The organism is Pelagibius sp. CAU 1746 (genome assembly GCF_039839785.1).
Lineage (GTDB): Bacteria > Pseudomonadota > Alphaproteobacteria > Kiloniellales > Kiloniellaceae > Pelagibius.
In genome coordinates this window covers 3149638-3162335 of record NZ_JBDOQT010000001.1, presented here as the reverse complement: position 1 = coordinate 3162335, position 12698 = coordinate 3149638, and the positions used below count along the sequence as shown (strand labels likewise).

The window sequence follows — 12698 nt, the reverse complement described above, 5'->3', positions numbered from 1 at the left end:
AGCTTGCGGGCGTGGCAACGGTACTTCCATTCCCCCACCGTCATGCTCGGGCGTGACCCGAGCATCCATTGGAGAGGCCGGGCGCCAAGCGGCTCCCATGGACCCTCGCATCAAGTGCGAGGGTGACGAAGGAAGCAGGTGGCAGCGCCAGTGCGACAACTGCCGGCACTGCCTCGCACTACCTGTCGAACCAGAAGCGCTCCGGGCGGTACATGCCGAACTGCGCGCCGGGATCCCAGTTGTAGATGCCTTTCTCCGGCACGTTGCGCAGGGCCGAGGCTACGACGACGGGCTGCGGCACCTCGGCGATCAGGCCGATGGTGTAGATTTCCTCGGCGTGGATCTGCAGTATCTCCTTCCAGGCGGCGACCTTCTCCTCGACCGACTTGGCGGCAATCCACCGGTCGTAGAGCTCCATCAGCCGCTTGGGCTTCTCCATGTCGACGGGTTCCCCGGCGCTGCCGCTGGTCTCGGCGTACTGGCCCCACATCGGCCATTGCAGGCTCTGCTGGTGGACCGGCACGAATTCCTCGGGGCTGCTCAAGGGGGTCGGAATCCCGTTCTCGTAGCCGAACCACATGGACATCATCGTGTCGCCGGCGAAGACCCGGTTGCGCAGCACATCACGCTGTGACGGCTTGGTGAAGAGCTTCACACCGATCTGGCGCCAGGAGTCGCCGATCAGCTCCAGCACGTCCACCTCTTCGGTGTTCTCGCCGGCGGTCTCGACGATGATTTCGAGGGGCCGGCCGCTGGGCATCAGGCGGATGCCATCGCCGTTGCGCTTGGTCAGCCCGATCTCGTCCAGCAGGGCGTTGGCCCGCTCGGGGTCGAAGGCGGCGTAAGCCTCGCGGTATTCGGCTTCGTAGAGCGGACTGTCCGGAAGCACCGAATTGTTCCCTTCCAGGCAGAGGCCGTAGTAGATCACCTGATTGATCTCACTGCGGTTGATGCCGAGGGACAGCGCCCGGCGGAAGCGGGCGTCCCGGTTCAGCTCGCGCCAATCCGGATCGGTGGTGTTGAGATTGGGGTAGAGGGCGAGCTGCGACCCGCGCACGGTCTTCCACAGGCGGACATCGTAGTTGCTGCGCTCCTCGGCGGCCTTCAGGAAGGTGTAGTCGGAGAAGTTCAGGCTGCGCGATTGCAGGTCGGCTTCGCCGGCCGCGGTCTTGGCGGGGACCAGCGAGCCGTTGACCACGTCCATGATGAAACGGTCGGCGTAGGGAAGCTGCTGCCCCGCGGCGTCGATGCGGTGATAATAGGGATTGCGCTCGGCGATGAAGCGCGTCGACGGCGGCGCGACCACGTTGTGCCAGGGCTGCAGCGTCGGCAGGTCCGGATTGGTGGCGCGGTACATGTTGCCGATGCGGTTGTGCAGCTGGGCCCAATTGCGGGCGCTGGCGGCCTCGATGGCGGCTTCGATGGCGGCGGCGTCGCCGTATTTCGGATGGAACTGCTTCAGGTAGTGCGCTGGCACGAAGAGGTCGAGCGGCCGCGCACCGGCCATTGCCGGGATCAGGAAGGGATTGGGCTTGGACCAACTGTAGCGGATCGTCGTCTCGTCGATCACCTCGACGACCGGCAGTTCGCCGTCGACGCGCAATGTGACGTCGGGGCCGACCGGCGAGAGCTCTTCATTGTTGGCGACGTCTTCCCAGTAGTAGCGGAAGTCCTCGGTGGTGAAGGGCGCGCCGTCGGACCAGCGATGGCCGTCGCGCAGCTTCATGGTGAAGATGCGTCCGTCCTCCACCTCCAGCCATTCCAGGATGTCCGGCTCGATCTCCAGCTTCTCGTTGTAGCCGACGAGGCGTGCATAGCCGTAGACGATCAGCAGCCGCACGTCCTTGTCGCGGCCGACCAGCATGCGAATGTCGCCGCCGGGCTTGCCGACCGAAAGATCGGGGCCGCTGATCGAAATCCGCGGTACGGCCGGCAGGCGCTCGGCGATCGCCGGCAGCTTGCCGGTAGCCACCGGCTGCGCCAGCGACGGGGTTTCCTTTAGAGCCGCGATCCGAGGGGCTTCAGGGGCCTGGTAGCGCACGACATCGGCCTGGGCATAGCCGGCAAGCAGGGCGACCACCCCAAAGGCAGCCAGCGCCCTGGCCTTCCACAAGAACTGGTAGAACATCAAGCGAGTCCCTGAACGCATTGTTATTATGGTGACTTTCCCCAAGCAGTCCGGATTATAGAGCGCCTTGAAAGAAAGCGCCATTTAAGAAGCGCCGACCCGAATGCGTGGTTGTATTCGGGGCATTCGCTCTCTTAAAAGAGGCTGATCGGTCGTCTGCCATACATCGCCCTCCGGCTGTTTCTTGCCGAAACCCATTGGCGGTTGTCATGAGGGGAGGCGGCCGCAAGGAGCAGGCTAGATGAACCACTGCTGGTCCCAGGACGGCTTCGAAGTCAATACCGATCCGGCGCGGTTGGACCTGGGGGTCATGCACGACTTTCTGCGCAGCGCCTACTGGTCGGTGGGAATTCCGCGCGAGACCATCGAGAGGGCGGTCGCCGGCTCCATGAACTTCGGGCTCTATGGTCCCGGCGGCCAGATTGGCTACGCCCGGGTGGTCAGCGACCGCGCCACCTTTGCCTGGATGTGCGATGTCTTCGTGCTGGAAGCCTATCGGGGGCGGGGTCTCGGCCGCTGGCTGATCTCCTGCGTCATGGCCCACCCCGAACTGCAGGGCCTCAGGCGCTGGATGCTGGCCACGGCCGACGCCCATGGCCTCTATCGGCCTTTCGGTTTCGAGATTCCGGCCGAGCCGGAAAGGTTAATGGCTCGACGCAAGAGCGATACGGAGCCCCCGTCGAAGCTGCGCCCGGTATCCTGAACGACGGCCCAGCGGCGCCCCGCGAGGGTTCGGCAGGGCAGGGCGGGCGTTTGGAGGCGGCGCACAGTGACGCACCGCTGCGGGAGCCATCGGAAACCCGCAGAATTCTCATAGTAAGCTGATTAACATTAACTTTTTCTTTAAGGTGCCATGAGGTAACCGCAATGCTGCGGTGCAACATATGCGCTCGTCGCATGGCTCGCCGAGGTCCATATTGATCTCATCGACGGCACCGGCTCGGAACCGCTCCCCCAAAGACCGAGCAATAGCGTGCCGCTCCGAACCGGATATGCCGCCTCTGGCGGGCGGCTTTTTGAGGATTGAGAAAATGGACATGAAGCAGTTCAACAACATTCAGGACCCCATCGCCCGGGCCGAAGCCATGCGCGCCCAGGCTGTCGCCGAGATCGTTCTCGAAGCCATCGAGGGCCTGCAGGACCTTTTCAAGGCGGGTAAGGCCAAGCTGTCGGCTTATCTGGAATACCGCCGGACCTATGACATCCTTTCCGCCATGACCGACCGCGAGCTGGATGACATCGGCATCGGCCGCAGCGACATCGAAGCGGTGGCGCGTGGTTTCGATCCGCGTGCGCAGGAGGCCGAGGCTTCCATGGGCGACGCCCTGGCCCAGCGTCTCGCGCTCGCCAAGGCCTTCGACAAGGCCGAAGAGGCCGCTGCGCCCGCCGCGAACAGCGACCATCGGACGGCGGCGGCCGCCTAAGGCGCCACTGCACGATCCAATACCCGCCGGGGACGCTCTTGTCCCCGGGCCGGCAAGAGGGCTGCGCTGCGCGCGGCCCTTTGTCGTTTGCGGCCGAGTTCGTTTGCGGTTGCGCGGATACGGGCCCTGGCCATGACCGGCGGAGCCCTTTAATACTGCGCTGCAGCAGAGACTGCGGCCGGCGAGCCGGCCGCTGCCAGGATATGAACCGGGAAGGGAAAGGGAGTCGCGATGAGCGGAACGGGACGGATCAGGTCGGTGACGCTGCCGGAGATCGCCGGCCGGAAGGGCGCGGAGCCGATCGTCTGCCTGACAGCCTATACCACCTCCGTCGCCGAACTCGTCGACCGCCACTGCGAGATCGTCCTGGTGGGCGACAGCGTCGGCATGGTGCTGCATGGCCTGCCGTCGACGCTCGGCGTCACCCTGGAGATGATGATCCTGCATGGCCAGGCCGTGCGCCGCGGCCTCAAGCGGGCTCTGATGGTCGTCGACCTGCCGTTCGGGACCTACGAGGAGAGCCCGGCGCAGGCCTTCCGGACCGCCGCGCGGGTCATGGCGGAGACCGGCTGCGAGGCGGTGAAGCTGGAAGGCGGCGTCACCATGGCCGAGACGATCCGCTTCCTGGTCGACCGCGGCGTCCCGGTCATGGCCCATATCGGTCTGACGCCCCAGGCGGTGAACGCGCTGGGCGGCTACAAGGTCCAGGGCCGCGGCGCGGATGCCGAGCGCATCCTGGCCGACGCCAAGGCCGTGGCCGAGGCCGGCGCGTTCTCCGTGGTGCTGGAGAAAGTGACGGCGCCTTTGGCCGACCGCATCTCCGCAGAGATCGCGATCCCGACCATCGGCATCGGCGCTTCGGTGAACTGCGACGGCCAGGTGCTGGTCATCGAGGACATGCTGGGCATGTTCCAGGAGTTCCAGCCGAAGTTCGTGAAGCGCTACGCCGAGCTGGGCCGCGACGCGGAGGCAGCCATCGCGGCCTTCGCCGGAGATGTGCGCCAGCGGCGCTTTCCGGGCCCGGAGCACGTCTTCGAAGACGCCAAGGCACGCTGAGGGTAGGACGGACTCGAACTTGCCCGCAGCTATACGTTGGCTCCCCTTTGGAGGAGGCGCGGTGGAGTCACGCTAGGTGAGGTAGGTCGGCTAGGTGTAGCTAGTGAAACTGATGCATCTGAATTACAGACTGCATGATTTCTAACTACCTGATGTTTAACTAATTTCTATTCCGTGGTTCTGTTCGCCAGCCCCGTTTGCCGAACTTTATTGCTTTCTTGTTGTATCTGTTTTTATCCCCTTGACCCGATCTAATTGGGGGGGCTAGCATTTTCTTCGTTGGTTCCTAACCCAGCAGCTAAAAGAAGCATTTTCTTTAAGCAGCAGAAGGAGTTAGAGAACCAGTGTTCGATTTCATCGTTGCCCTTCCCAGAAAATTTGCGTTGCTCGTGTCGGCCTCGTTGGGCCGTGCTCGGCTTGTGATCTTGTTTATCGTTGAACCTGAGGATCGAAATCGCTGGTGATGACCGTGTCACTTACTTCCGTGGGCTGTGACGGCCAGGTGCTGGTCATTGAGGACATGCCGGCATGTCCCAGGAGTTTCAGCCGAAGTTCGTGAAGCGTTACGCCGAGCTGGGCCGCGACGCGGAGGCGGCCATCGCGGCCTTTGCCGAGGACGTGCGCCAAGTGGCGCTTTCCGGGCCCGGAGCACGTCTTTGGGGAGAAGACGTAGGTCGGCTGCAGAGGGCGCCAGTTGCGCGAGGCCGCAGCAGGCCACGTTTAGCTGCACGTTCCTTAGTGCTGGAGTGCTGGGAGAGCGATTACTCATGCAGGCCATTTCCTGTGAACAAAACCAGCCCGAGGCGGAACATCTAGATATTGTGGCAGACACTAGGGATGGCGTGCTTAGCATCCCATTGTACAAGATTTTGTGCACAATATCACCGTTTTACCCCCCAGCCATGTGGGTAAGATGCCCTTGACACCCGGCAGAGATTAGTTCTTCTTTTTTGTTGGAAATCGCCAAAGCGCCAAATCAATGCATTCGCATTTTTTTGGCTACCATAGAAGGGACTTTGGCGATCCGATGAATCAGCTTCTCTTTCTCTTACATAATTTCACATTGAAACTGTCTGCTTCATGGGGGCAGGCAAAGGTGAAGTTTTCGCTGCAGTTCGGACCGGATCGGTCTGGAGACTCTGGTGATCGATAAGCATAGTGATGAAACCAAGACTTCGACATGTTGAGCTTTGTGCATGACAATCTCAGTCTGGCTTCACAACTTTCAAACCCTTCTCGTAGGTCTAGTAGGTTTTGCTGGAGTTATTCTGACGCTGATCTGCAATGCGCGACTCGCTCGATCTCAAAGACGGGGCGAGCGGCTAGATGAACGAAAGTCACTGCGGACAGCTCTGAGAGAAGAACTTCGGATCATTCGTGAAGCCCTTGGGCGTGAAGATCTGAAGCAGGGCGGAGGCGGTGATTTCCTCATCCCAACTGGATCACTAGATCCAATATTCAGAGCTTCGTTGAACAAGCTGCATTTGTTGTCGCCTGAAGAGGTGCAGGTGTTACTGGACGCATAGCTCACTATCGAAGCCTACCAAGATTCATTGTTTCTATTTTCAAAGCCGGGATTGATCGCTGATCGCTACCATGCGGTTCCTGCAAAAAATCATAGTGCTGTTGGCGCGTTAGCGCGAAGCACCCAAGAGCGGATTGATGAGGCTTTGAAACAACTGCCTGATCACCCAAGCCACTAAAACAGTGTCGTATAATATTCCAAAGAGTCTCTTTCCGGCCGATGATGCTGGGTGAGTAAGTGGTCACAAGCTGCGTTAAAAGGCGGTTTTTGAGCAGGCCGTCAATTTCAAGCTGTTGCATGAAATCTAGCTTGCCAACGATGCACGAACGGCCGGGCGCTGAAGCAACATTTTTCGGCCAGTTGTGCTCGATACCTGCGTTGTCCGACCGGCCTGCTGTTGCGGGTGGATCTTGGGCGTGCACTGGCGGACTGCGGTGGTGGTACAGGGCTCCGAGCACCTGGATTGCTCAAGACTGGGTGTTCTGCTGCCAACTCTGCGTGGCATCGTCTTCAGTGGGCCGCCAGAAGCTCACTTCGAGCATACCCAACGCTGCAGGTGAAGCTGGTAAATATATAGTATATCATATTGCACAGGTTGCTGTGCTGAGCGAACCAATCATATATGCCGACTAGCGATGCTCAAGGAGGTTTATTCAAATAATATTGCTAGCGGCGATATCTCCGCAAAATAAAGGCCTTGTCGCGGCTAGGTATAGGAGCGAATTGTCATTGTCCATGTAATGGACAGGCACGATTTTTAAATAGTTATAATTTGGTTCTCTTGATCGTTTCGTGAAATTCAAACTTGTGCTGGGTCCGGGCACATTTGTCCGACCAGGATAAGGAGACAAATTCATTCAGGCATAGGGGGCTGGATCTTGGGATTTGTCGAGAGGTCTATAGAGGCGACCTTCGAGGTCGTGACTCCAATGTTCTTAGGGGACGCGGAACAGGGCGCGTCCCGTATCCGCGAAAGCAGCATCAAGGGCGCGCTGGCGTTCTGGTGGCGTGCGCTTCATTTCCCAGAATTTCTTGCCGATGTGGAACCTGGCACTCATCAGCGAAGAAGCGCCTTTGCGGCTTTGAGGGACCGGGAGCAGCACCTCTTTGGCGGTCCCGAGCGTCAAGGTCTCTTTCTGCTCAGGGTGATCTCCCAGCCAAAATCAAAGAGTGCCGGAGAAAGCGTCAGGGATAGGCCTGGAGCAGTATACTTGGGTTACGGCTGTATAAATGTGAAGGGAGCGGACCTTCCCAAGATCGGTCGAGATTATTTTGAAGCCGGTACGTTGTTCACGCTGCAATTGCTCTTTCGCCCCACCGCGAACGAAGAGGATCTTGCGGAAATCGTTCAGGTGCTCCGCGCCTTCGGCCTGATCGGCGGTCTCGGGTCACGTGTCAGGCGAGGTTATGGGTCTGTGGCCCTGGTATCCCTGAAGACGAAAGGGCTGACGGCTGATCTTGGTTTCGAGACACGCCCTGAGACCCGTCAAGCCTACATCGACGACCTGACGGCGCTTGTGCGTAGCCAGCGGTCGCTGGATGTCCAGGGATCCGCTTTGGACGTGACCTGTTTTGCGCGTGAAACTGAGTGTCGAATTTTGGAAACGAAGGGTCAGGGACCTTTCGACGCTCTCGATGAAATCGGGCAGAGCTTGCAGCTTTACAGGCTCTGGGGCAGAGACGGAAAGATAAATGGGAAGCCTAGGGAGGAGAACTTCCGGGCCGACCATGATTGGTTCAAGGCAGGAACTGGGCGTGGCAACCGAGACTACGCCGGCGTAGCAGAAGAGCGACTTCCGGAACGCGCAGCTTTCGGCCTACCTCATAACTATTATTCAAGGGACGGTGGCCCGAAGGGCAAAGGGTTTAGCATCACCGTCGGTGCCGGCCACGAGAGTACTGCAGATCGCCGCGCCAGCCCTCTCTTCATACACATTCATAAATTGACGGCGGGCAAGCACTTGGTTTGCCTGTTGCACTTCCCCACACGTTTTCTCCCTCCGAAGAACGAGCAAACAACGGTATCGCTGATTAAGGTGGTCAGGCAAACGAAAGACTACGTCTATGATGCAGCTGTGGTTTCGCGGTTTCTTGAAAGGTTTCCCGGTTCCGAGGTCGATCTGCTGGGGAGAGGAAAGCCGTGACAGACCGGAAAGAACTGCTTCATTTCTCCCTGAGTCCGGTTCAGGGTTTCATTGCTGATGCACGGCGCACGCGCGATCTTTGGGCAGGGTCCTTTCTGCTCTCCTGGCTCTCCGGTCAAGCCATGGCCGCTCTCGTTGAGAAACAGGGAGAGATTATCTTTCCCTCGGTGGATGGCGACGAACTCTTCGAAGCGGTTTCGACGGCTCAGGCCGGTGCAGCGCCGAGCGCGACACCGTTTGTCGGGTCGTTGCCGAACAGATTTAAGGCAAATGTTGAACGCGTAGACGGTGATCCGGGGGAGATTTGCAAAGGGGCGGTGAGGGCTGCCTGGCAGAGGCTAGAGGCTGCCGTATATGACCAGTTCGTGGCCGAGGCAGCAGAGTCCCATGGCAACAATACGCAGGATATCTGGGACCGGCAGGTTAACGGTTTCTGGGACATGACCTGGGTTACCGGTGCGGATCCGGGTGACAGCTCTGACGGGAGCTGGCTGGATCGCCGCAAAAACTGGCGTAGCCACTACGGCGGCAGGGCGGCGGCGGAACCGGGAGACCTCTGTCGCCTTATGGGGCACCTGCAGGAAATCTCAGGGTACCAAAGAATCGGCAAGGAGGAACGGGAAAGGCAGAACGCCTTTTGGCAGGCCATGGCTTCGGCCAAAGGCATCGGCGCGCTTGACTTGAAAGCCGATGAGCGTCTCTGCGCCATCGCCCTTATCAAGCGCCTGTTCCCTCGGCTCGCCACTATCGAAGCAGTCATCGGCTGGAAGCCGGGCGGTGCAGGCATGGATATCGTGCATTGGCCCTCCGTCAGCTACATCGCTGCCGTCCCCTGGTTGAAGGCGGTAGAAAAGAAGCTGAGTGGAGGAGAACAAAGCGAATTCTGGATGCAGGCCCAGCAGTATGTCACCGAAGACTTTATGGGGGAAGCCGCAACGAAGGATTTCGGTTTACCAAGCAACGGCTTGTTCAAGCTGGATGGCCACTTGCTGCACCAAGACGGCATTGCGGCTTGGCCCTTGGAAGACTTCGCCGGTACGGACGATAATCAACGCAGAGCGTCACGGGCCCACCTGGCGGACGGCCTGAAGCAGGTGCAAAGTCGCGTCGGCAACGGAACCCGCGTTGCCGCGAGCGAATTCTATGCGTTGCTGCAGATGGATGGTGACAGGATCGGGAGCGCCCTTCGCCTGCATCAGGATGTGGTGAGGGACGGGCTGGACCGCTTCACCAAAGCCGTGAAGAGGTATTTCGGCCGGCCCAACGAGAGCAACGGCGTGTTGATCTATGCTGGCGGCGACGATGTTTCGGTTTTCCTGCCACTGGACACGGCCCTTCAGGCGGCACAGAGCCTGCACGGTATTTACAGCGAGGCCTTTGCAGAGGCGATCAAGCAGTCGACTGGTACAAAGGCCGATCCGGCTGACTTCACAATGTCGGCTGCTATCGTGCTCGCACAATACAAGATACCGCTGCGCCGGGTGGTCAGCCATGCCCACACTATCCTGGATGACGTGGCCAAAGCGCAAAACGGGCGAGACAGCTTAGCGATCAGCATTTTAAAGCCGGGCGGTGAGTCGTTCGGTTGGGTCTCTGCCTGGTCGGGAACGGCTGGATCTCCCGTCGAGGTCATGGCCGAGCTGGCAATGACGCTGAATGTCCAAAGACACATCCCATCCAGGTTGTTCCACAATCTGAAGACTCGCTACCTGCCTCTGTTCGAAGAGACGGAAGACCGTGCCGACGGCGATCCTGCCGATGCTCTTCGGAAGCCAGAGGTCGTCCGCAGCTTGGTTCAAGCTGAACTGGTGGCCTCGCAGATTAAGGATGGTTTTAGGGAAGAGGTTCGTGAGCAATTACTGACCATCGGTCGGCCCTTGGTCCGCAAGCACGAGGGCACTGTACCGACCGACGGTTTTGATTTTGACGGCGGGCTGGTAACCCATTTTTTCTCCGTCGAAGGTCGTTGGCGTCTGTTAGGGGAGGGCGAAGGTGACTGAGGCTGTCTATCTGCAAATCGAGGCCCTCGACACTTTGATGTTCCGCGACGGCCGGCCTTTCAATCAAGCCGACGCCGGTGCCTCTGAAGCCACCAGCGTGTTTCCCCCGCATCCCCCGAGTGTTGTCGGCGCAATCCGGGCGGCGCTGTGGCGGTTTCTAGGAGGTTGGGACGAGACCCGTCTTGGCGATGGAACGAACTGGCAGGATCCGGCGACGAACCTGGGTCCGTTGCGGTTTGCGGCGCCTGTCGTCCACTTTCGGAACACGTTGGTATTCCCCGCACCGATGCACCTGGTTAAGGACGGAGAAGGCCATTCGACCCGGCTTTTGCCGGGGCCACCATTGCAATGCGATTTGGGCACTGTACGCCTGCCAATCCCAGAGGAGCCACTTGAGGGATTCAAGGGTGCGGAGGACGTCTGGCTGACATCACGCGGACTGGAAGCGGTCCTCGCGGGAGGCATGCCTGCGCAGGACGACTGGGTCGCGATAGAAGAAATATGGCAACTCGAAAGCCGCGTAGGCATCGGGATCGATACGTCGACGCGCCGCACCGACACGACGAAGGACGCCGGCGGCCGTCTCTATATGGCGAGCCACGTGCGCTTGTCCGGCTCGGCAAGCCTGATTGTCGGGTATTCCGGCTGGAACGGCGCGTCGCCCTTTTCCGAGTCCGGTGGCTTGATTCCCTTCGCCGGAGAGCATCGCATGGCCGGGATCGTCCCGGTGGACGCTCCGCCGGCGCTGCCGAAGGCACCCCGCATGCTGCCGCAGCACGACGGCAAGACCCTTTATACGGCCTACCTGCTGTCCCCCTGTGTGCTGGACGGCCTGGGGGAAGTAGAGGCCTCCTTGAAGGGAAGCGTCGTGAGCGCTTGCCTGGGCAAGGCGGAGCCGATCGGCGGCTGGGATTCGCAATCGCGCTGTCCGGTCGCACTGAGACCGGCACTGCCGGCGGGATCCATCTGGTTCATGGAATCGGACGAACCGCCTGAAGAGATATTGGCCCTGCATGGCAGCCATATCGGGCTGGCGCCGGAGTGGGGCTTCGGACAAGTGATGATTGGAGCATGGGAAGATAAGAGGCTGTCATGACCGCACCTGAGCAAGGGGCTGGAGAGGCGCGAGAGCCCGGAGAGGCAATGCGCAGCGCGATGGTCGGGCTCATCGCGGAAACGAATGTACACGTGGGCATAGGCCAGGCCATCGGAGCCCTGGACCTGCCCGTCGCGCGCGAGCGCATCACCGACTATCCCTTCGTACCTGGCTCGGGCGTGAAGGGTGCCTGGCGCGTCTGGGCCGAGGAGCGGGCTGGTCTCAGTCGAGAGTGCTGCGATGATCTCTTCGGGCCGAAGAGCCAGTCCAGTGCGGACGGGGGCGACGAGAAAGGCGCTGGAACCGTATTGATGAGCGACGCTCGGCTATTGCTGCTGCCGGTGCGCTGCCTTTCCAGCTCCTACAAGTGGGTAACCTGTCCGCTCATATTGGATCGCTTGCGGCGCGACGCGGCGCGCGGCGGCCGTCGGGAAGTGACTTTTGAGTTGCCGGTGGTGGAGGAGGGGGGCTATCTCGGCGCCGGGGGCGACAAGGAGGTCGTCGGCCTGGAAGAGCGTGAGTTTACCCGCGAAGCAAAGGTGCAGCCGGGTGTCCTGGAGGCGTTGGTTTCAGTGATCCCCGGGGCGATCCGGAAAGACCGTCTGGAGGCCCGTCTCGTCGTCCTGAGTGACCACGACTTCGTTTGGTTTGCCCGCTATGCGCTACCTGTCATGGCCCGCAATGCGCTGGATGAGAACAAGATCGTGAAAGAGGGGGCGTTCTGGTACGAGGAGAGTCTGCCGCCGGATACCGTCATGTACCTGCTGTTGGGCCAGCGTCGGCCCGGCAAGGTGGCCGCGCTCGCCGGTGTGATCGCCGAGGACAAGGCCTACCTCCAAATGGGCGGCAACGAAACGATTGGGCAGGGCTGGTTCAAAATGGCTGTCGTTGGCGCACGGGAGGCAGATCAATGAGTCAGAGCCTTGCGCAAAAACGTGCCGGCCACGCCCTGGACCAAATTCAAAAGATGCATCGGAAGGACGAATACGGCAACTACGTCGCCTACGTGAAGGCGTTGCCCGCTGCCATCATCATGAGCGGCCTGGGTCAGGCGCTGGCCATGGAGAAGGCGCGGGGCCCTGAAACGAAGACCGATAAAGTCAGCCGTGGCCATGCCAATCTCTACTACCACTTGAATACTTGGCTGTGCAAGGACTGGCAGGACAGTCCCTACAGTCGTGGCAGTGACGTTCTGGAAGAGATCACCAGGAAGAGCGAGGCCGATTACATCCGCGCACAGGCTGAAGCCCTGGCCTATCTGGAGTGGCTGAAGAAGTTTGCCGTCGCCACCCTGCGGGACCCCGGCAACGTGGACGGTGGCTGAC

The 12698-nt window shown here is 60.3% G+C and carries 9 protein-coding genes; 8 read left to right on the top strand and 1 reads right to left on the bottom strand.

What is annotated here, in order from left to right:
- Positions 1-178: 178 nt before the first annotated feature.
- Entirely contained in the window at positions 179-2128 is a 1950-nt protein-coding gene (locus AAFN88_RS15050) for an ABC transporter substrate-binding protein (RefSeq protein WP_347521183.1), read from the bottom strand.
- 241 nt (positions 2129-2369) lie between these two features.
- Between AAFN88_RS15050 and AAFN88_RS15045 the strand changes: the two genes are divergently transcribed.
- The 8 genes from AAFN88_RS15045 (at position 2370) to cmr5 (ending at position 12697) form a co-directional block, all read left to right on the top strand.
- Positions 2370-2831, top strand: coding sequence for a GNAT family N-acetyltransferase (locus AAFN88_RS15045; protein ID WP_347521182.1), 462 nt, complete (start codon positions 2370-2372; stop codon positions 2829-2831).
- 334 nt (positions 2832-3165) lie between these two features.
- A complete protein-coding gene (locus tag AAFN88_RS15040) occupies positions 3166-3552 on the top strand; it encodes a DUF1127 domain-containing protein (RefSeq protein ID WP_347521181.1) in 387 nt (128 codons plus the stop codon).
- Between the two features lie 231 nt (positions 3553-3783).
- Entirely contained in the window at positions 3784-4608 is an 825-nt protein-coding gene (gene panB / locus AAFN88_RS15035; protein ID WP_347521180.1) for a 3-methyl-2-oxobutanoate hydroxymethyltransferase, read from the top strand.
- Positions 4609-7011: 2403 nt separating this feature from the next.
- Complete coding sequence (gene cmr1, locus AAFN88_RS15030; RefSeq protein ID WP_347521178.1) at positions 7012-8277, top strand: type III-B CRISPR module RAMP protein Cmr1; 1266 nt, start codon at positions 7012-7014, stop codon at positions 8275-8277.
- Positions 8274-10277, top strand: a complete 2004-nt coding sequence (locus tag AAFN88_RS15025) for a type III-B CRISPR-associated protein Cas10/Cmr2 (protein ID WP_347521177.1) — start codon at positions 8274-8276, stop codon at positions 10275-10277. Before cmr1 ends, AAFN88_RS15025 begins: the two co-directional genes overlap by 4 nt.
- A complete protein-coding gene (locus AAFN88_RS15020; RefSeq protein ID WP_347521176.1) occupies positions 10270-11373 on the top strand; it encodes a type III-B CRISPR module-associated Cmr3 family protein in 1104 nt (367 codons plus the stop codon). The genes AAFN88_RS15025 and AAFN88_RS15020 overlap by 8 nt, the downstream gene beginning before the upstream one ends.
- Entirely contained in the window at positions 11370-12287 is a 918-nt protein-coding gene (gene cmr4 / locus AAFN88_RS15015) for a type III-B CRISPR module RAMP protein Cmr4 (protein ID WP_347521175.1), read from the top strand. The genes AAFN88_RS15020 and cmr4 overlap by 4 nt, the downstream gene beginning before the upstream one ends.
- A complete protein-coding gene (gene cmr5, locus AAFN88_RS15010; protein ID WP_347521174.1) occupies positions 12284-12697 on the top strand; it encodes a type III-B CRISPR module-associated protein Cmr5 in 414 nt (137 codons plus the stop codon). The genes cmr4 and cmr5 overlap by 4 nt, the downstream gene beginning before the upstream one ends.
- Position 12698 lies beyond the last annotated feature (1 nt).

Coding starts and splice junctions, on each gene's coding strand:
- AAFN88_RS15050 (WP_347521183.1), bottom strand. CDS start 2,128: ATGTTCTACCAGTTCTTGTGGAAGGCCAGGGCGCTGGCTGCCTTTGGG.
- AAFN88_RS15045 (WP_347521182.1), top strand. CDS start 2,370: ATGAACCACTGCTGGTCCCAGGACGGCTTCGAAGTCAATACCGATCCG.
- cmr4 (WP_347521175.1), top strand. CDS start 11,370: ATGACCGCACCTGAGCAAGGGGCTGGAGAGGCGCGAGAGCCCGGAGAG.
- AAFN88_RS15040 (WP_347521181.1), top strand. CDS start 3,166: ATGAAGCAGTTCAACAACATTCAGGACCCCATCGCCCGGGCCGAAGCC.
- cmr5 (WP_347521174.1), top strand. CDS start 12,284: ATGAGTCAGAGCCTTGCGCAAAAACGTGCCGGCCACGCCCTGGACCAA.
- panB (WP_347521180.1), top strand. CDS start 3,784: ATGAGCGGAACGGGACGGATCAGGTCGGTGACGCTGCCGGAGATCGCC.